We start from the raw sequence: 20,565 nt of genomic DNA, 5'->3' as shown, positions 1-20,565 counted from the left end.
GGTTTAAGAAATAATTCTGTGATTCGATTGCTGTCGGAATTTCGCCTGCATGGATTGAGTCTGGAAAAGTCCAGAGAGTTGATTCTGGCATGGAATGAGAAAAATAAAATAGGGCTTCTCCAGAGGGAATTGGAACATGTTTTACATTCAGCTTACGCACATCCCTTGGCCTTGGTCCAGCGTGGTGGTGGTGGGAAGAGGAGTCATCAAGAAGCGGATGACAGTTTAGAATGTGTCCCATCACAATAAGGGGAATGGGCGCTATGTTTGCATTTGCAAAGGGCCACGCGCTTTTTTTCGGTGATAGTGAATTCGAGAGGGGTAAATTCGCTTCCCTTGTGAGAGCCGTCGCAATAAGGTTGATTTTTGGATTTTCCGCAGCGGCACCAATGATAAGTTCCTGGGGCTAATTCCAGAACGGCGGGTCTTCTGGCTGCAATCGTAGGTTCACTCATTTTTTCCTCCTTTAATTTTAAAGAAATTTATCTTTTACTCACAACTCTTAACTCACGAATGTTTATTGTAGGTATCGGACTTAACAATTTCCATCTGGCGTTCAGGGTGCTTTAAAGGGGTAAATCCAAATTTTTTATACAGCTCTTGCGAGTAAGTTGTCACGAGACTCCAGCGTCTGAGCCCTTGAAGCTTCGGATGATTCATAATCACCGACATCATCCATTTCCAAAGGTCTCTCGCTCTATCCAATCGAGCTGGATCCGTACTGATGAGATAATGTCCTTTATAATATTCTTCCGGCATTTTCAAATCACCCCAGATAGCTTTAGCGCACAGCGTACAGCGTTCAGAAAAGCAAATCAATCATGAAAATCCAAAAATCAAACATCAAAAATCTTGTCGGACAATGTAAAACTTAAAATGTCCCCTTTGCAATAGCATTAGAAATTTTGGATTTTAGGTTGTCATTTTGCATTTTGATTTTTGGATTTCAAATGAACAGTTTATTTTCATCCACATGGGTGGACAAACGTTTATGGTGACAATGATGAAAAACAGCTTATGACTCATTTCAAAAAAAAACCGTTGCTTTTTATTTTTTTTTGAGCAAAACTAGAAACATACCCTGCCATGTGCGTAGGGGAAGACGCATCTTTTAGCCAACAGCGACATTAAGGGAATGCTGCCTAGGTTGTGGCTGACATGCTCTGATCATGATCGGAGAAGTTAAAAGCAATCTATAGCGTGCCCACGTTCAGAGAACGTTCGCAAAAGAGGTCTTTCACACGGCAAAGCGGGGTATTTTTTTCTGTACGTTTTTGAGCTAAATGCTGTACGCTAGCCGTTATGGCTAATCTATTTGACCTTCAAGATTTTGAAAAGCATTCTCCCTCTCATTCTATGCCTTTGGCCGCCCGGATGAGACCGAGAACCTTAAATGAATTTATTGGGCAGAGCCATCTGGTTCGCAAAGGCCAACTTTTAGAGCGCTTGATTGAAAGAGATGCCTTAGGTTCTCTCATTTTCTATGGACCTCCTGGCACCGGGAAAACAACGCTGGCTCACCTTATGGCCTCTCAGACTCACCGTTCTTTTATCAGTTTGAGTGCGGTCACTTCTCATTGCGCAGAACTTCGTAAAATTCTTGACGAAGCCAGGTCTCGTGTCAAACGAGGTCAAAAGACCATTTTATTTATTGATGAAATTCATCGTTTTAATAAGGCTCAGCAGGATATTCTACTTCCTTATGTTGAAGAAGGTTCGATTTCCCTCATTGGGGCGACCACAGAAAATCCCTTCTTTTCAGTGATTGCCCCTTTGGTTTCTCGATCTCAAGTGTTTCGTCTGAAGGCTTTAACTGAGGAGGAGATTGATGTCATTGTTGAATGCGCCTTAAAGGATTCTGAGCGAGGATTAGGAAAAGATTTTTTTCAACTGGATGAGGACGCTAAAATGGCCATTGCTCAATTCTCACAAGGCGATGCCCGAAGGGCTCTGAATGTATTAGAAATGGCAGCTGAAGCAATTTCTTCAGAAGGGAATCAAAAAATTATTACAAGATCTCATATCTTGGAAATTCTTCAAGAGCGGCCCTTGCATTATGATCGGAGCCTAGATCAGCACTACGATACTATTTCGGCTTTTATTAAGAGCGTTCGAGGAAGCAATCCAGATCGAGCGCTTTATTGGTTAGCAAAAATGCTTCAGGGCGGAGAGGACATTCTTTTCATTGCAAGGAGGTTGGTTATTTTAGCCAGTGAAGATATTGGAAATGCGGATCCTCAAGCTTTGGTTTTGGCCACTTCTTGTGCCCGGGCCGTTGAATTCATTGGTCTTCCCGAGGCGAGAATTCCTCTGGCTCAAACGACCATTTATTTATCTTCTGCCCCGAAAAGTAATAGCGCTTATTTGGCCATTGAGAAGGCCTTAGCCGCCGTTAAGGAAAATCGCGTGGAGGAAGTTCCAGGACATTTAAAAAATGTGAAGGGTCCTGATGAAAAGAATGAACAATATGTTTATCCTCATGATTTTGAAAATCATTTTGTAAAGCAGTCTTATGGGAAAGAGAGTCAGCATTTTTTAGAGCTCTCAGATCAAGGTTATGAAGTTCGAATGAGAGAAAGGCTTGAAAAATGGCGATTGGAAAATCAAAAGAAAACTCAAGAAAAGCCTTTATCCAAGCTCGACTCTCTTTAAGTCCTCAGGAACAAGAGGAAAAGAGTTGTCAGATTCAGGGCCGATTTTTAGAATTGGAAGAATATCAAAAGGCGAAAGCCATTTTCTTTTATTGTTCAAAGGCCCCAGAAGTGAGCACCCCCTTTTTAATTCAGCATGCGCTTCGTTCCGGTAAAAAGGTGGGCCTTCCTCTTTCTTTACAAAATGGACAAATCGAAACCTATTTTATTCGCTCTTTAGAAGAAGATGTTAAAGAGGGTTCTTTTGGAATTTTAGAGCCGATCATTCCTAAAACATCAAAAGCCTCCCAGTCATCTTTCGATTTTTTTGTCATTCCAGGGATTGCCTTTGATTTAGCGGGAAACCGAATGGGTTGGGGACAAGGTTATTTCGATCGATATCTTGAAAGGATAGGCACTTCTCAGGTAAAATTGGCCCTGGCGTATGAAATTCAAATTTGCGATGCTCTTTGTCCGGAGCCGCACGATCAGAGAATCGATATTGTAGTGACGGAAAAGAGGGTGATTCGCTTAGGGGTCAAGTCTTGACCCCAAGTCTTGACCCCATATGACGGAGAAAATATGGATTTATTCAGCATCTTAAAAAACAATTGGCCGATTGCTTTGGGCATCACGGCTCTTATGAGTTTGGTTTTGGGTTATATGCTTTCCCATTGGATGGGTAAAATCCGAAAAAATTCTTCAGAAAGACTTGCTCATAAAATCCTTGAGGAGGCTAAACTCGAGCGAGAAACTCAATTAAAAACTGCCAAGCTTGAAGTGAAAGAGGAAATTTTCAGGGCACGTACTCAATTTGAAAGCGAGATGCGGCAGAGACGTGAAGAATTGGTTCAAATGGAAAAAAGAATTGTGGAGAAAGAACGAGTCGTAGAGAAACGCTTGGAATCGATTGATCGAAAGGAATCAGATTTGCGTCAGAAAGAAAAAATGATGAAATCCCAAGAAGAGACCCTTTCCCTTAAAGAAAAAGAACTGGAAAGTTTATTGGAGAAAGAGCATCTTCTCTTACAAAATGTTTCAGGTATTTCGCGAGATGAAGCCCGGAAAGAACTCCTTGGAAAAATTCAAGCAGAGGTTAAAGAAGATGCGGCCCTGATGATTCGACAGTCCGAAGCCAGGGTTCGTGAAGAGGTCTCGCGTAAGGCTCAATGGTTAATGGTCGATGCCGTGGGGCGTTGTGCCATGGATCATGTTCAAGAAATTACTGTGACAGCCGTTGCTCTTCCCAGTGATGAACATAAAGGGAAGATTATTGGAAGAGATGGTCGAAATATTCGAACCTTTGAGGCGGCGACCGGTGTTGATTTAATTATTGATGATACGCCCGATACGGTTGTGATTTCGGCCTTTGATATGGTTCGTCGAGAAATTGCGAGACTGAGTCTTGAGCAACTCATCCGAGACGGTCGCATTCATCCTGCCCGAATTGAAGAGGTGGTGGAAAGAATTAAGAAGGAAATAGATGAATCCATTCGCCAGGCCGGAGAAAAGGCCGTTTTTCAGATGGGGCTTTCGACGGTTCATCCTGAAATTGTGAAACTCTTAGGTCGGTTGAAATATAGAACAAGTTATGGACAGAATGTTTTAGAACATTCCAAGGAAGTGGGATGGTTGATGGGCGTCATGGCGGCCGAATTAGGTCTGGATATCAAAACGGCTCGTCGAGCGGGACTCCTCCATGATCTTGGAAAGGCCTTGAGTCATGAAATCGAAGGACCTCATGCTCTGATCGGAGGCGATTTTGCTCGTAAATATGGGGAGAGTGAAGAGGTCATTGCTGGAATTGCAGGACATCATAATGAGCTTCCAGAACCGACACTTTGGGGGGTACTCACCCAAGCAGCCGATGCCCTATCCGCTGCTCGACCAGGGGCTCGGTCTGATACGGTGGAGCATTATTTGCAGCGCTTAGAAAAATTGGAAGGGCTTGCCAATGCCTTTCCGGGAGTCGAAAAAACCTATGCGATTGAGGCGGGTCGTGAGATTCGTGTGATTGTAAAACCTCAGGAGATTAATGATGATGGGGCGTTAGTTTTATCTCGAGATATTGCTAAAAAGATTAAGAGCGAGCTTCAATATCCTGGGATCATTAAAGTTACCGTGATTCGAGAAACCAGAGTTGTGGAATATGCCAGGTGAGTTGGGAGTCGGGAGTTTGGAGTTAGGAGTGTAGTTTAGGAAATTTATTTATGCCTGTTGCAGAAAAAATCCATATTTATTCCGTCAGTGAGCTCACCCGAGAACTCAAAGGTAGAATTGAAGAGCATTATCCTTCTCTTTGGGTTGAAGGAGAAGTTTCCAATGTTAAAATGCCCAGTTCAGGTCATCTTTATTTTACATTAAAGGATGCCGGATCCCAAATTCAGGCGGTTTTTTTTGCGTTTCGAAATAAATCTTTACCCTTTACCCTCAAGGATGGAATGAAGGTGATTGTTTCGGGTTTCCTGACCGTTTATGAAAAAGGGGGAAACTATCAAATTAATATTAAGAAGATGGAGCCGGCTGGAATCGGGGCTTTGCAGTTGGCATTTGAACAATTGAAGAAAAAGCTTTTTGAAGAAGGACTTTTTGATCCAGCTCATAAACGCATGATTCCCCAGGTTCCCTCCAAAATTGGAATTGTGACCAGCCCAACGGGAGCAGCATTAAAGGATATTCTAAACGTCCTAGACCGCCGCTTTTCCAATATGCATATTATTTTGGCCCCGACCCCAGTCCAAGGAGATGACGCCCCTCCTCAGATTGTAAAGGCCATTGAGCTTTTAAATGAAATGAATGAAGTAGAAGTGATTATTGTGACTCGAGGCGGAGGAAGCCTGGAAGATTTATGGGCCTTCAATGATGAAAAAGTTGCCCGAGCCATCTACGCTTCAAAAATTCCTGTCATTTCAGCGGTGGGTCATGAAATTGATTGGACCATCGGAGATTTTGTGGCCGATTTAAGGGTGCCCACCCCCACGGCTGCGGCAGAGCTTGTAACGGCCAAAAAATCAGACCTCTTAGAGCGATTAACTCAATTAGAAGGAAGAATCGTGCTTTTATTTTCCATGAAAATTCAGTCTTTACGACAAACGTTACAACATTATAAAGAACATCCTGTTTTTAAATATCCAAAGGCTAAACTTGAGCAAATGATCCAAAACTTGGATTCATGGCGTGAACGCTATTTTCGCGGCCTTCAAGGAATTTTAGATAAGAAAAAATCATCTTTGGATATGCTCACCCGCCATCTTGAAGCTCTAAGTCCTCTTTCTGTACTTGCCCGAGGGTTCAGCATCACTCGTCTTTATCAGACAGGGGAGATCATCAAGGATATCGCCCAATTAAAAAGGGGAGAAACGCTTGAAACCCTTCTCTCTAAGGGGAAAATTGTCTCGACGGTAAAGTCGTTGACTCTAGAGTAGTTTATAGTAGAATGAGACCTCTGAAAAAGGCCCATCTGCTGCGTTGCCCGCTGCGCTCCCTTGTGCGGCGTACCCCAAAACGTACGTCTGCGCGGTCGCTTGCGGGCGCCTTGCACCTGGGACCTTTTTGAGAGGTCTCTCTAACCAAAATTTTAGGATTATACCTGGGAGTTGGTTCAGCCATACTTTAGATAGGACTTTCAAAAAGTGAAAGCAAATTCATCAGGTCAATTTGAAGAATCTATGGAGAAGCTCGAAAGCATCGTTGCGCTTCTTGAAAGCGACGAAGTTAACTTGGATGAGGCCTTAAAGCGCTACGAAGAAGGCATAAAGCTCATTCGATTTTGCACAAAAAAATTAGAAGAAGCGGAAAAGAAAATAGAAATTTTAGCAAAGAATGAAGAAGGAAAAATTGTAAAAAAATCTTTTACCGAAATTAAAAAGAAAGAAGAACCCAAGGAAGAATTGTTATTTTAGGATCAAGAGGAACCATGTCAGAACAAGCAAAAGATGCAACCAAAATCTTAAATAAAATTAATAACCCAAAGGATCTTAAGTCTCTCTCCCTTAATCAAATGGCTCAGCTTGCGAGTGAGATTAGAAAAAAAGTTTTAGAGGTGGTTTCTGTGAATGGAGGCCATGTTTCAAGTAATTTAGGTGTGGTAGAGCTTACCTTGGCTCTTCATTACGTTTTCAATACGCCTGAAGATAAGCTGGTCTGGGATGTTGGAAATCAGAGTTATCCTCATAAACTGATTACGGGTAGGCGTGAGCAGTTTGCGACCTTAAGGAAAATGAATGGCATCTCGGGTTTTTGTAAGATCACGGAAAGTCCTTACGACACGTTTGGTGCAGGTCATGCCAGCACTTCCATTTCTGCCGCATTAGGAATAGCCATGGCCAGAGACATCAAAGGAACCCAAGAAAAAGTGGTTGCAATTATTGGAGACGGGGCCATGACCGGAGGCCTTGCCTATGAGGCTCTGAACAATGCAGGGGCACTCAAGACCAATATGATTGTTATTCTGAACAGTAACGAAATGTCCATTGCTCCCAATGTAGGTGCCATTTCTCAATACGTGAATGAGGTCATTACCAATCCGCTTTATAATAAGGTTAAAATGGATTTGGAACATTTAGTGGATAAAATCCCTGGGATTGGGCACCGCATGGTAGAAACGGCTCACAAGGTGGAGGAAAGTATTAAGGGATTGTTGGTTCCGGGCACTATTTTTGAGGCTTTAGGGTTCCGATATTTTGGGCCCGTGGATGGTCACGATTTAGATCGTCTCATTCATATTTTAAATCACATTAAAGATTTACCAGGTCCTGTTCTTTTTCATGTGGTAACCAAAAAGGGAAGAGGATATCCTCCGGCTGAGCAAAAGCCAGATCAGTTTCATGGAATGGCTCCCTTTGATCTGGCAACAGGTAAACCTCTTAAAGAATCTAAGGGAAAGAGTTTTTCTTCCGCCTTTGGAGATGCCCTTTCGGAGTGTGCTGAAAAAGATCCCCGCGTTGTAGCGATCACAGCTGCGATGCCTGCAGGAACAGGGCTCTCGGGATTTGCCAAGCGCTTTCCCCATCGTTTTTTTGATGTCGGAATTGCAGAAGAGCATTCGGTCACTTTTGCAGCCGGGCTTGCCGCCAGCGGTCTTCGGCCAGTGGTTGCGCTTTATTCCACTTTTTTACAACGTGGATATGATCATTTAATTCATGATGTTTGTATTCAAAATTTGCCTGTTATTTTTGGGATTGATCGAGCGGGGGTCGTTGGCGAAGATGGACCGACGCATCAAGGCGTCTTTGATATTTCTTATTTAAGACCTGTTCCCAATTTAAAAATTGTTCAACCTAGGAATGAAGCTACGTTACAGGCTTTTTTAAAATGGGCCTTGCGTGAAGAAGGACCCGTCGCCATCCGTTATCCTCGCGGCAATGTCAGGGATTCTGAAGGGGATACTCAGTACAGAGACCTTGGAGAAGGACGAGCCGAGGTTTTGAGAAAAGGGAAAGATATCGCTTTAATTGCTCTTGGAGACATGGTCTATATGTCTCTTGAAATTACTGCCCTTCTTGAAAAAGAAGGAATTTCGGCTGAGGTGATTGACGCCCGTTTCATCAAACCTTTGGATGAGGTTTTTTTCCATCGCCTTTCAAAAAGAATGACGAAATGGGTTACCTTGGAAGATCACATTTTAACCGGCGGATTTGGTTCTGGGATACTGGAATTTATTCAAACTGAAAAACTTCATTCGATTGAGCTTCTGAGACTCGGTCTTCCAGATGTTTTCATTGAACAAGGATCCAGAGATAAGGTCTGGGAAAGTTTTGGGCTGTCTCCTTCTTTAGTAGCAGAACGAATTGAAAAAGAACTTTTGAATAATGGGGTATGTTCTGAAAAAAATCTAGCCATCAGTGGATGACAGCTAGAGGCTATTAAAATGCCCAAGAAACATCGCATCGATCAGATTCTTGTCCAGCGTTCTTTTTTTGAAAGCCGCACCGATGCCCAAAAGGCCGTTCTCGCAGGCTTTGTGAAGGCCTCCTCTCAAATCGTAAAAAAATCCAATCAACTTTTTGATCTAGATATTCCCATTGAAATTCTTCAAAAGAAAAAATATGTGAGCCGTGGTGGGGATAAGCTCGAAGCCGCTCTTCATGAATTTCAAATAAATCCCGAAGGAGACATAGCACTCGATGTCGGAAGCTCAACAGGTGGTTTCACGGACTGTCTTTTACAGAAGGGGGCAAAAAAAGTTTATGCAGTGGATGTAGGGCATGATCAGTTTCATTATGAATTACGAAAAAATCCCAAAGTCATTGTCTTAGAAAAAGTAAATGCGCGTTATCTTGAAAAAAAAGACTTTCCTGAAAAATTTAATTTAATCACCATCGATGTTTCTTTTATTTCTTTAGAAAAAATTTTACCTGCTGTTCTTCCCTTGCTAGCACCCGGAGGAAAAATTCTTACTCTCGTAAAACCTCAATTTGAGGTAGGCCAAGAATGTGTTGGAAAGGGGGGGGTGGTTCGCTCCCAACAAGATCGCCTCGACGCTGTTCAAAAGGTTAGAGATTTTTCAAAAACCCTGCCCTTAGAGGATCTTGGAATGTTTCAGTCTCCTCTCAAGGGACCCGCCGGGAATATAGAGTATTTTATTTATTTAAAGAAAAATTAGTCCACAGCCAACAGTCAATGGTTGACAGATTTAAAGGAAGTATTTTTCTATGGACTGTAGACCGTTGACCATGGACTAATTTTTATGATTGAACTTGTGCAGCAAGTGCTGCAAGTGATCGAGCCTCTTCTTGACTCAAATTCCCCACAAAGACACAAAGATTTTGGTCCTTTTTAAGGATGATGATTTTATAGGGGTGAATTTTGTAAAGGTAATAAGGTATCCCTTCCGTTTCTCTTCTAACCTTTTCTGGAAATTCAACAAAAGAGGCTCTCACAATAAAATGAGATACGTGTAAATTTCCTCTGGAATAAAGAGTGGTTGCAAACTCTCGACCTGAAAAGTACGATGAAGAAGCAACACAGTTTTGCGGGTGTGTATCTGTCCATGTTTCTGAAGAATGGTTATTATGAAGCCCATCCGATTTTTTACAAATCAGGGCCTTCATTTGCTCAAAGTTTTTTGAAAATTCTTCAGGGATAGAAGGACAGATTCGTCCCTTCATCATCTGCTGATGAAGTTGGACGGACTGATTGACCAAGATGTCCGCGCTTAGTTTAGGGGGCCATACTAAATAATAAGCGCTTGCCACGACGCTTAAAAAAAAGCCTGCGGTTATTGCCGAACCCCAAATCCATTTTCTTTTTGAAGGGGAGGCAGAATGAAAATCTAAAGTCGTCGAAGGAAGAAGCGCATTTATTTTTTTCCACAAGTGAGCGGGCGCTGTTTCACAAGAGAGCTTTTCTTTGATCAGCCCTTCCATTTGTTTTTCACTTTCAAAGTACTCACTGCAGCCAGGGCAAAGATCCAAATGGGTCAGGACTTCAAGATTTTCTTGAATGCCTAATTCATTATCTAAAAATAAAAATAGTTGTCGTTTTGCTTCAGGGCATTTCATAATGATTCCATCCCATCCCTTTGCCAATTTCTTTGAATAACGCCATTTTTCTTTGCAAAATTAAAAAGTTCTTCTCTCAATATTTTTCGTGCACGAAAAAGTCGAGACATCACTGTTCCAACGGGGCAACTTAATATTTCTGAGATTTCTTGATAGGAAAAATCTTCAATCACAGATAATAAAAAGACCATGCGATATTCATCAGGTAATTTGTCCAAGGCCAATTTCACTTCATCCGAAAGTTTTTCTCTTAAAGATTCAATCTCCCCTAAAGAAAATTGGGTGGTAGATTTAGTGATCTCTTCATAAATAGGTTCTATAGAAGTAAAATCAGTGATCGGGGGTTCTTTTGATTTTTTTCGATATTGATTAATGAAACTATTAGTCAAAATTCTGAATATCCATGCCTTAAAATTTGTCCCCTTCTCAAATTGAGAATAATGCCGAAAGGCCTTGAGAATCGTTTCTTGTACGAGGTCTTGGGCGTCCTCTACGTTTCGAGTCATTCTTAAGGCTGTGTGGTAGAGAGAGTTAAAATGTTCTTGTGCCAAAGACTCAAATTCACTCATAAAAACCCCTTTATCACTATCAACAAGGAACAAGAAATACGGTCGATTTATTTCAAATAAGGGTAGATTTTGAACATGCTTCTAGAACTAGATTTAAAGAGATTTGTTATCTAAATTGGCATTGAAATTGTTGAACGAGTTTTTCCTTAATCTGTCGCTCGACGGCATCAACTTCTTCATCTTTTAGAGTTCCGGCATCAGACCTAAAGGTGAGGGTATAGGCGAGACTTTTTTGATGGGCGGGAACTTGCGGGCCTTGATAAACGTCAAAGAGTCTCACTTCTTTTAAAATTTGATCCGCCTTTTCCCAAATAACCTTCACGATCTCTTCATGCATTCTTTCCTTCTCAATTAAGAGAGCCATATCTCTATGGATAGAAGGATATCGGGGTAATTCCTGAAATTTTTTTCCTAAATTTAAATTTTCTAAGAGAATCTCGAAATTAAATTCCGCCAAAAAAACTTTTTCTCTGAGATCAAAATTTCCAGTGAGATCAGGATGAACCTCTCCTAAAAATCCCAAGGATTCTTGATTCACAAAAACTTCGGTCGACCTCCCTGGATGAAAACCGGGTGCTTGCGCTTTTTGGAATGAAACATTCGATAATCCAATGGCATCAAAAAATTCTTCGATCAGTCCTTTTAAATCAAAGAAATCGCATCGCGCCTCACGTACCTCTTTATTTCCCCAGCGCCCCTCTTCTTTCTTTCCCATCATAGCAATGCCGAGCGTCTCAATTTCTCGACTTCGCTCGAAATCTTCAACTTCTTTTTTAGGAGGGGGTAAGAAGCATTTTCCAATCTCAAAATATTGGATGTGACTCATCCCACGATGCTCATTGAAGGAAAGAACCGTGATCAGCCCAGGGATTAAGCTCGTTCTCAAATAGCCATTATCCTGCCTCAGAGGATTCATTAAAGGAATAGCTTCCTTTTTCTGGAATGTTTTTTCCAAAATTTCTAAGGATGAAAAACTATAAGTAATGGCTTCATTTAACCCCAATCCCTGAAGAACCCTTTTAGCCTTGGAGCGAGTTTGATAAGCCTTAGGGAGAGGGCTTGATTCAAGGGAAAATCCGATGCGCGGTGAATTTTCTGGAATGTGTTGATATCCCCACAGTCGAGCGACCTCTTCAATCAAATCGACTTCTTTGGTCAAATCATACCGAAAAGAAGGAATTTCGATTTCCCAACTCTTTGGATTTTTCCCAATCACTTTCAGCTGAAGACGGCTAAAAATAGATTGAATGGAATTTTCCGGAACGTTGATTCCTAAAAGTTTCTCGCAATGTTCCGGATTAAAGTGAACTATTTGAGGGGTCCACCTTTTTTGAGAAATATCTTTTATGCCTTTGGCAACCTCACCTCCTGAGATTTCCGCAATAAGCATTGCTGCCTGATCCAACGCCTCTGGAAGACCCAGCGGATCGACCCCTCGTTCAAACCGATAAGAGGATTCAGAAGACATTCCTAAAGCTTTTGAAGTTCTTCGAATCACCGATGGGGAAAAATAGGCACATTCAAGCAGAATATTTTTTGTTTTTTCAGTCACCCCTGTTTCTTTTCCGCCCATAATTCCAGCTAAAGCAACAGGTCCTTTTCCATCGGCAATCACCAACATGGAGGGCTCAAGAACCAGTTCTCTTCCATCAATGGCGATCATCTTTTCACCGTGTTGGGCGTTTCGGACAACGATTCCCCCCCCTTTTAACAGGTCAAAATCAAAGGCATGAAGGGGATGCCCCCATTCCAAAAGAATCCAGTTGGTGATATCCACAATATTATTGATCGATCGTTGCCCCATTCTTTCCAGGCGTTGTTTCAGCCAAAAAGGAGAAGGTCCGACTTGAACGTTTTGAATGAAACGCGCCATATAATGGGGACAACCTTGAAAATTCTCAATTGTGACATCGATCATTTTTTCGATGGAAACGTTTTCCTCAACACATTTCCCTTGAGGATTTTTGAGTGGAAGTTCCGTCAGGGCTGCAATTTCTCGGGCCATTCCCTTTATGCTCAAAGCATCCGGTCGATTGGGAGTGACATTCAGAATAAAAGCCGTATCTTTTAATTTTAAAACTTCTTTAATATCTTCCCCTAAAGGTAAATCCTGAGGCAAAATCCAAATCCCCGATTCCCCTTCTCCAAGTCCCAGTTCCACTTTGGAACAAAGCATTCCCTGGGAAAATTCTCCCCGAATTTTAGAGGCCTTAATCACCTTTTCGCCAGGAAGTTTGGCTCCGTCCAGAGCCACAGGAACAACATCTGAAGGCTGAATGTTTTTTGCCCCGCATACAATCGAGAACGTCTCTTTCCCGGTACTCACCTTGCATAAAGTTAATCGATCTGCATTGGGATGAGAATGAATTTCAAGAATTTTCCCGACAACGACCTTTTCGAAATCGCAAGAAAAATGTTCGATGGACTCCACCTCAAAACCGGCCATGGTCAGTTGATGGGCCAAATCGTTTTCTGAAAGATGGATGTCGATAAAACTTTTAAGGGCACTCAATAAAATTTTCATAATTGTCACCGTGAACTCTCGTCCAGCCAAGTGGATAAAAATAACTTCTCCATCCCACCCCCTCTCGTTGGTCGAGCAGCGGACTCACCTCTGCAGACAAGAGGTGGTGGGGGAGTTATGAACATTTTTAAAATTGCTCCAAAAGTCTCTGATCATTTTCAAAAAACAAGCGAATGTCATTGATTCCATATTTCAACATCGCAATACGTTCTACACCCATTCCAAAGGCAAACCCGGTCACTTTTTCTGGATCGTATCCGACCGCCTCAAATACTTTCGGATGAACCATTCCAGCCCCTAAAATCTCCAACCATCCTCTTTGAGAACAGACGCGGCATCCACTCCCTGAACACACAGAACAGGCAACATCCACTTCTGCACTGGGTTCTGTAAAAGGGAAAAAACTGGGTCGGAAACGCAACTCGGCCTCATCCCCAAAAATCCTTTTGGCGAAATACATGAGCACATATTTAAGATGAGAAAAATTCACATTTTCATCCACCATAAAACCTTCAACTTGATGGAACATGGGAGAATGAGATGCATCAACTTCATCTCGTCTGTAAACGCGGCCTGGGGCAATAATCCTGAGAGGGGGTTTGCGCTTTTCCATCACATGAATTTGAATGGGAGAGGTGTGCGTCCTTAAAAGAAGATCTTGGGAGACATAAAGCGTATCCTGCATATCTCGTGCAGGATGATCTTTTGGCATATTAAGAGCTTCAAAATTGTATTGATCCGTTTCAATCTCAGGGCCTTCCTCTACAGAAAACCCAATTTGGACAAAGGCATCGATAATCTGTGTCATCACTTGGGTTAAAGGATGAAGATGCCCTCTGGGAGGTTTTAATCCTGGAAGGGTTACATCCAGTTTTTCATTCTCCAGTTGGGCTTCTCTTTGAGAAGATTCGAGACTTGAACGAGCGGTTTGGAGAAGACTTTCAACTTTTTCTTTTCCAGCATGGAGAATTTTCCCCACCAGAGGTTTTTCTTCAGAAGGGAGTTTTCCAAGTTCTTTTAAAAGTTCGGTCAGAACGCCCTTTTTACCCAGAAAATAAATTCTCTGATTCTCAAGGGTTTCCAAGCGATCAGAACCGCGCATAAATAAACAGACATCTCCTCCCCTTTGTAAGGGGAGGTAGGGTGGGGTAGAGTCCTTGATTCTACCTCCCCCAACCCCTCCTTACAAAGGAGGGGGGAATCTCAATATGTCCGTTTATTTATACGCGTCTATATAAGTCGCAAGGGGCAAGCTTAAGCGAAACTGATAATGGATAATTGAGAATAAAGGTAAAATGAATAAATTCCTGAATTATCAATTTTCAATTTTAAATTATCAATTAAATCACGGCTTACCTCTTAATCCCTTAACGCTGTATTGATTAAGGGGAAATAAGAGTTTACAAAGCCTTCTTTGCAGCTTCAACCAGGTGGGTGAACGTTGCTTGATCCCGTAGGGCAATATCCGCAAGCACCTTACGATTCAACTCAATCCCTGCCTTCTTGAGCCCAGACATGAAGCGACTGTAAGAAAGTTCATAGAGCTTTACGGCAGCTCCAATGCGGGTGATCCAGAGGCTTCGAAAATCCCTTTTACGTCTCAGACGGTCACGATACGCATAGCGTAAAGACTTCAAAAGGGTGAACGTAGCTGCTTTATAGGTATTGTTTCGTGCCCCAAAATTTCCTTTGGTAAGTTTTAATGTTCTTTTCTTTCTCTTGCGAGACGCGGGACTATTTGTTGAACGCGGCATATAAACTCCTATTATTATTTTAATTTTTTACCAACACAACCCTTTTAAAACTTCTTCACTATAATTTCAATGATCTTTCAAGATCATCGTGTGCGATGAAAATCCTCCCCATCATGTTTTTCTATAGTCGCCCGATTAATCCTCCCACCTACCTGCCATCTCGTAGACGAGGCGGGGGGACGAATCGGGTAGCCCCCCAAATGGAGCAACTACAAAATGAGCCTCACTTTCATCTAAAAATACCCTTTAACTTATTGAATAGAAATGTACTGTATGCTTTGTAAGATCCTCATCTTAATCATCAAGGAAGAGGGACTGCCAGTTAATGCATCTTCCCCTTTCAATCCCCACATACATATCGATCCAAAATTTTCAAAGAGCAAAAATAACAGACGCTCAGGGTCAAAGCAATTTAGCCAGGGGTAATCGCCTCTAACACCCGAATGTCAAAAGAAACAAATCGACCAGCGATTATATTTAGTATGACATACCCTGCAATTAATACGCCCCAGAAGACATATTTCAACCTTCCAAACTTTTTGGCCCAGAAAAGTAAAAATACATACATAGTTACGTAGAAATAGACTCCGACAATATAGAAAAATATTTCGATATGTAAAATGCGAGATATCATGCGACATATCAAAAGAGGTACTCCATCAAAATAATGTCCCGACCAATAAGCTGTGGACCAAAATACAATTCCAGTTGTAAGCAGTAAACTCAAAAGAAATTTTAAAAATGTCCTCTTCATGTTGGACATGATTTTTTCCTTTCTTCTTCATTTTTTAAATCCTCAAATTTTTTAAAAAGATCCTGTGTCTCTTTATCGGATTTTTTTAAAGCTTCCCTTACGAGCGCCTCCAACTCTTGTTTAGCACTTTCACTCCCAGCCTTCAGCCGAATCCCAAGTCCAAGCCCTATCTGTTTCCCAGTAAAGTCAGCTATCTTCTGTTTCTCTTGTTCAGTCAGTTTGTCGCCAACATTCTCATCTAATAACTTCTTAAGGACATCTTCCCCCCTCAACCCCAATGGATCTGTCCAATTCAGAGGATTGGCTCCAGTATACGAGTACAGGTTAATTCCTCCACTGAATCCAATCGGGTCAGGACTTAGAAAGATCCCAAAACTTGCATCTCGTTCCCTGTAAAAGTGATGATAGGTTTTTGTTTCGGGATCATATTGAGAACCTGTGTGGAGATAAAAATTACCAATACTCGATGTGCCAATTTCTAAGCCATCTTTGTCAAAAATAGTTGGGACTCCGTAGGAGGAATAACGATAACTTTCAACGATAGCGCCAGAAGAGTCAGTAATTGCGGTGATAGAACCAAGAGCATCGGCATGATAAAAATAATTCTTTGACTGGCTTAAATCAGTTTTTGCAAGGGGTTCATCTACTGAAGGGCCATGAGTGTAACGATTAGTTAAGATTCCATTCTGGTATTCCAGTAAAATATCATTTCCATCATAAATAAATTGAGTGGTATTTCCATTAGACGTTTTTGAGAGTCGACGACCTAGGGCATCGTATTCATAACTCACGGTGATTGGTGATTGGGGATTGGTGTTCGTAACTTTTGTGAGTTGGTTTTCACTGTTCCACGTATACGTCCATGTGATGCCATTCTCGGTTTTACTTGTGACGTTGCCGTTGGCATCGTATGAAAGTGAAAGACCACTGGTCCCGCTTGTTAATTGATTGAGCTCGTTCGCTGTGTAGCTTTGGGTTTGGTCGCTGGTTCTGTTACCGGTTAGGTCGTAGTTGAAAGCTTCACTGCTAAGGGATGATGAAAGCAGGCGATAGAGTGAGTCGTAGCCATATTGGTCCGTTCCGTGCTTGTCTGCTTTTTGGGTTCGATTGCCGGCTTTGTCGTATTCATACTGAAATGGAGCGATTTCTGTGTCGTTGATTTTGTTGATGAGGGAGAGAAGGCGATTGGCGTTGTCATAACCATAAGACTTTGAGATTCCGTTAGGGCCAGTGAGGGAGGTTCTTCTTCCGCCCAAATCATATGCAAAATTGAATGTAACTCCCCCATCCCCTCTTATGATAAGAGGGGTGTACGCGAGTTGGCTGAGGCGGTTGGCTTTGTCGTAGCCGTAGCTTGTGGCTCCTGTTGGATCTGTGAGTGATATTTTTCGATTTGCAGCATCATAGCCATAGACCAGCTGAGATTGCTTCGCTCCGCTCGCAATGACTTCAGCGGTGTCAGCTTCGAGGAGCTGACTTACTGCATCATAGACAAATGATAGATTGCTTGCAGTGTTGCTGGCGGTGGTGAGCCTGCTCAAAGAGTCGTACGTGAATGCGTACGTTTGCTCTGGCGTTGTTTTCGTGATGAGGCGGTTCAGGGCATCATACGCATAGCTAAGTGTGACTCCATTTGGAGTTTTCTTTTGTGTGACATTGCTTACTTTGTCATACGCGTAATCCAGCTCGAGGCTCGAAGCTCGAGGCTCGAAGGAAATACGTGAGAGACGATTGGCTTTGTCAAAATTGCAAGAGATGGGGTTCGTCCCTTGAACTGAAAAAGCTATAAACTTACTATCGATCGATAGAAGATTTATAGCTTTTTCGTGATTTCTAAATGCCAAAGGTTGCCGGCTTTCCGTATCAAAAGGAATAATTCCACCCCCCAGCGAAGTGGTTGGGATAATCTCAGCCGAAGGTTTTGTCTCAGCTTTGCCTCCAGGCAGAACCTTGAGCATTGGCCCTTCGACCAAGCTTAAAAAGGGAAGCTCATGTTCTTGTTTTAGCGCGAAGGCCATTTAGATTTTGATCTCTTTTTTATTTTAAAGTTAATAAGGTAACTCACTCTCCTAAGGCCCTAATCCTAATCATTCGTACCATTCAGAATTTGCCGTTACAAACCCTAAATCTCGAGCTTTTCTATACCATTTTTTTGCCAAATCTTGGTCTACAGGAATACCTGGCATTCCTCCTAAATAAATAGTCCCAAGATTATGTGCAGCAGAGCCATCACCTTGATCTGCAGCTTTTTGTAGCCATTTAATTGCTTCCAAGCCATTGCGATTAACTCCAAGTCCAAGTTGATACATGAAACCAAGGTAGCCCTGAGCCTTTGCGTTTTCAGCTTCTGCCAGTGGACGTACGATCCTAAGAGCTTTTACATAATCCTCGCTACCAATCGCTTCTTTAGCAATTTCTAGATCATCTTTCATAGATTATTAGTCACCTCCAGGTAAACCAGTTGTCACAACCATACACGTATCTGGATCGATGGGAGGACAAGGTTTATCTTTATCCTGCGGGAATGTAAACATCCCACCACGACCTTCATACCAACACGTTTTTGTTGGCCCTTCATAGTAAACTTCTCGCACAAACCGACATTTTTTATTCTCTTTTTCTTCACACTCACCTTCTTCCTCACCTGACCCTTGATCAGGCCCAGAATCTACAGATGAGGCTCCTGATTCTCCCATGGAGCCTCCAACTGGCCCAGGCGCTGGAACTGGAGAGGGAGGCAAGGGAGTCGGCACTGCAAACAATCCAAACGGATCAGTCTCATTAATCGGATTCGATCTCACCATGGAGTATCGATTAGGCCCATCGAAGAAGCCAATGGGGTCAGGGGAAATAAAAATATTTAATTCGGAATCGTAGTAACGATTCCAATAATCATGAAGCTTTGTTTCATAATCATAATTCTGTCCCGTGAATAGATAGGTGTTCGAAATAGTCGACTCAAAAACCTCTTCTCCGCTTCTGTTATAGACTGCGGGTGTGCCGTAGGAGGTGTATCGGTAACTTTCAATGATGGTGCCTGTGGAGTTGGTGATAGCGGTAATTGAACCTAGTGCATCGGCATGATAAAAATAGTTGTCTCCTGATTGGATATCTGTTTTTGAGAGAGGTTCGTCAATCTTAGGGCCATGAGTGTATCGACTAGTCAGAATATTATTTTCATATTCAAGCAGTACATCCTCCCCATCATAGATATATTGTGTTGTTTTTCCTCCACTTACCCTTGTGATCTTTCTTCCCAAAGCGTCATATTGGTATGTGACGTTTTTCCCGTCGGAGGATGTGGCTTGAAGCAATTTATTCTCACTTGAGAAAATATAAGACCACGTTACTCCCTCCGATGTGATCTTACTCGTCATGTTTCCATTGTTGTCGTATGTAGCAGTAATGCTGCTGGTGTTCGATAGAAATTGATTAAACGCTGAAAAGGTTCGTATGACTCCGTCTTTTTTGGTGATGTTTCCGGTGAGATCATAGACGAAAGCTTCGGCGTTTAATGAAGATGAAAGCAGGCGATAATTTGCATCATAAAGATATTGATCCAGTCCATACTTATCTGTTTTTTGCGTGCGATTACCTGCTTTATCATACAGATATTGGAAAGGGGAAATCTCTATGTCGTTGATTTTGTTGATGAGTGAGAGAAGGCGGTTAGCATTATCGTATTCGTAAGTTTTTGAGATTCCTAGAGGGCCAGAGAGAGAGGTTCTGCGACCGCCTTTGTCGTAGCCAATAGCAAAGTTATTGCTCTGAGGATAAGTAAGTGATGTTAAGCGATTTACACCATCATAACCATAACTTGTTGTTCCCACCGGATCGGTAAGAGATGTCTTCCTCCCGGCACTGTCATAATTGTAAGACAATGCAACATTTAGCTGAGGCTTTACTGTTGTTGCTTCTAAAAGTTGGCCAACTGCATCGTGGATAAAGCTCAGAGAACTCACCGCATTGCTCGCACTGGTGAGACGACTCAGAGAGTCATATCCAAAGGTATAGACTTGTTCTGGCGTTGTTTTGGTGATGAGGCGGTTGAGGGCATCATAAACATAGCTGAGGGCCACTCCATTCGGTGTATTTTTTTGTGTGACGTTGCTTACTTTGTCATACACGTAGCTGGTGATATGGCCCAGTGGGTCTGTCTCAGAGAGTAATCTTCCGATGGTGTCATAGCCAAATGTGGTTACATGCTTGTTCGGATCAGAGAGAGTGGCTAGTTTGCCAAGGTTCGTGAGCCTATTCATCATGTCGTAGCCATAGATCGTGCTATTTCCGAGTGGATCCGCGATGTCTGTGACGTTGCCTGAGCTATCCCTTGTGTATGTCGTTGTGTAGCCAAGCGCATTCGTTTTGGTGGCCAGGTTTCCAAGGCTGTCGTAGGTGTAAGTAGTAAGATGGGAGTCGGGAGTTGTGAGTGTCTCGAGGAGTCCTTGGGTTGTGTAGCTCATTTGCCAGATGCTGCCTACTGTGGCTGGGGCTACAGCGGGTAATGTGATTTTCTTAAGATCGCCATTTGTAGAGTCATATTCATAAGTGGTGATGCGTCCAAGTGCGTCTGTCACTGTTTTGACTTTGTTCCATTTTGAGTCGTAGGTGTATGTCGTCGTCATCACCAATCCCCCCTCACCACTCACCTTCTTCGTAAGCATATTTCCCTTAGTGTCATAAGTTCTCGTTTCTGTTGAACTATTGGGGTAAGTGATTTTCGAGATGTAGCCACGGCCAGTGTATTCGTATTTGGTGGTTCTTCCTAATGGGTCTTTTTCTTGGGTGACTCTGGCGTTGGCGTCGAGATATTTTTCTGTGGTGTTTCCGAG

General features: G+C 42.4%; 18 protein-coding genes and 1 other RNA gene. 9 read left to right on the top strand and 10 right to left on the bottom strand.

Annotated features, from left to right (window positions below; all coding sequences use genetic code 11):
* On the top strand, nt 1-249 hold a 249-nt coding region (locus HYS07_02960), incomplete at its 5' end, for a primase C-terminal domain-containing protein (GenBank protein MBI1870132.1).
* On the opposite strand, the gene HYS07_02955 is transcribed toward HYS07_02960, so the two are convergent.
* Both HYS07_02955 and HYS07_02950 read right to left on the bottom strand, forming a co-directional pair.
* On the bottom strand, nt 207-455 hold the full coding sequence (locus HYS07_02955; GenBank protein MBI1870131.1) for a CDGSH iron-sulfur domain-containing protein: 249 nt from the start codon (nt 453-455) through the stop codon (nt 207-209). The genes HYS07_02960 and HYS07_02955 overlap by 43 nt on opposite strands.
* Before the next feature lie 52 nt (nt 456-507).
* Nucleotides 508-759, bottom strand: a complete 252-nt coding sequence (locus tag HYS07_02950; protein ID MBI1870130.1) for a hypothetical protein — start codon at nt 757-759, stop codon at nt 508-510.
* A gap of 316 nt (nt 760-1,075) precedes the next feature.
* Here HYS07_02950 and ssrS point away from each other — a divergent pair.
* The 8 genes from ssrS to HYS07_02910 all read left to right on the top strand — a co-directional run bounded on the left by ssrS (nt 1,076) and on the right by HYS07_02910 (nt 9,234).
* A non-coding RNA gene (gene ssrS, locus HYS07_02945) (6S RNA) lies at nt 1,076-1,260 on the top strand.
* A gap of 96 nt (nt 1,261-1,356) precedes the next feature.
* The gene (locus tag HYS07_02940; protein MBI1870129.1) at nt 1,357-2,652 is read left to right on the top strand and encodes a replication-associated recombination protein A; all 1,296 of its coding nucleotides are present in this window, start codon (nt 1,357-1,359) and stop codon (nt 2,650-2,652) included.
* The gene (locus tag HYS07_02935; protein ID MBI1870128.1) at nt 2,589-3,179 is read left to right on the top strand and encodes a 5-formyltetrahydrofolate cyclo-ligase; all 591 of its coding nucleotides are present in this window, start codon (nt 2,589-2,591) and stop codon (nt 3,177-3,179) included. Before HYS07_02940 ends, HYS07_02935 begins: the two co-directional genes overlap by 64 nt.
* 75 nt (nt 3,180-3,254) lie before the next feature.
* Nucleotides 3,255-4,790, top strand: coding sequence for a ribonuclease Y (rny, locus tag HYS07_02930; GenBank protein ID MBI1870127.1), 1,536 nt, complete (start codon nt 3,255-3,257; stop codon nt 4,788-4,790).
* A gap of 50 nt (nt 4,791-4,840) precedes the next feature.
* A complete protein-coding gene (gene xseA / locus HYS07_02925) occupies nt 4,841-6,055 on the top strand; it encodes an exodeoxyribonuclease VII large subunit (protein MBI1870126.1) in 1,215 nt (404 codons plus the stop codon).
* Between the two features lie 243 nt (nt 6,056-6,298).
* Nucleotides 6,299-6,532, top strand: a complete 234-nt coding sequence (gene xseB, locus HYS07_02920) for an exodeoxyribonuclease VII small subunit (protein ID MBI1870125.1) — start codon at nt 6,299-6,301, stop codon at nt 6,530-6,532.
* A gap of 14 nt (nt 6,533-6,546) precedes the next feature.
* Nucleotides 6,547-8,481: a 1-deoxy-D-xylulose-5-phosphate synthase gene (locus HYS07_02915; protein ID MBI1870124.1), complete on the top strand. Its 1,935-nt coding sequence runs from the start codon at nt 6,547-6,549 to the stop codon at nt 8,479-8,481.
* Between the two features lie 18 nt (nt 8,482-8,499).
* On the top strand, nt 8,500-9,234 hold the full coding sequence (locus tag HYS07_02910) for a TlyA family RNA methyltransferase (GenBank protein ID MBI1870123.1): 735 nt from the start codon (nt 8,500-8,502) through the stop codon (nt 9,232-9,234).
* An 82-nt stretch (nt 9,235-9,316) separates the two neighbouring features.
* Here the strand turns inward: HYS07_02910 and HYS07_02905 are convergent, their stop codons facing one another.
* The 8 genes from HYS07_02905 to HYS07_02870 form a co-directional block, all read right to left on the bottom strand.
* Nucleotides 9,317-10,132, bottom strand: a complete 816-nt coding sequence (locus HYS07_02905) for a zf-HC2 domain-containing protein (GenBank protein MBI1870122.1) — start codon at nt 10,130-10,132, stop codon at nt 9,317-9,319.
* On the bottom strand, nt 10,129-10,701 hold the full coding sequence (locus tag HYS07_02900; GenBank protein ID MBI1870121.1) for a sigma-70 family RNA polymerase sigma factor: 573 nt from the start codon (nt 10,699-10,701) through the stop codon (nt 10,129-10,131). The genes HYS07_02905 and HYS07_02900 overlap by 4 nt, the downstream gene beginning before the upstream one ends.
* A gap of 106 nt (nt 10,702-10,807) precedes the next feature.
* Nucleotides 10,808-13,225 (bottom strand): phenylalanine--tRNA ligase subunit beta, encoded by a 2,418-nt coding sequence (locus tag HYS07_02895; protein ID MBI1870120.1) that lies wholly within the window; start codon nt 13,223-13,225, stop codon nt 10,808-10,810.
* 127 nt (nt 13,226-13,352) lie between these two features.
* Nucleotides 13,353-14,327, bottom strand: coding sequence for a phenylalanine--tRNA ligase subunit alpha (gene pheS / locus HYS07_02890; protein MBI1870119.1), 975 nt, complete (start codon nt 14,325-14,327; stop codon nt 13,353-13,355).
* Between the two features lie 298 nt (nt 14,328-14,625).
* Complete coding sequence (gene rplT / locus HYS07_02885) at nt 14,626-14,979, bottom strand: 50S ribosomal protein L20 (GenBank protein ID MBI1870118.1); 354 nt, start codon at nt 14,977-14,979, stop codon at nt 14,626-14,628.
* Nucleotides 14,980-15,729: 750 nt separating this feature from the next.
* Complete coding sequence (locus HYS07_02880; GenBank protein MBI1870117.1) at nt 15,730-17,751, bottom strand: RHS repeat protein; 2,022 nt, start codon at nt 17,749-17,751, stop codon at nt 15,730-15,732.
* A gap of 69 nt (nt 17,752-17,820) precedes the next feature.
* Complete coding sequence (locus tag HYS07_02875; protein ID MBI1870116.1) at nt 17,821-18,165, bottom strand: sel1 repeat family protein; 345 nt, start codon at nt 18,163-18,165, stop codon at nt 17,821-17,823.
* A gap of 6 nt (nt 18,166-18,171) precedes the next feature.
* On the bottom strand, nt 18,172-20,565 hold a 2,394-nt coding region (locus HYS07_02870), incomplete at its 5' end, for an RHS repeat protein (protein MBI1870115.1).

The organism is Chlamydiota bacterium, assembly GCA_016178055.1.
In the GTDB taxonomy this organism is placed as follows: Bacteria; Auribacterota; JACPWU01; order JACPWU01; family JACPWU01; genus JACOUC01.
This window is presented reverse-complemented; position numbering and strand designations above follow the sequence as displayed.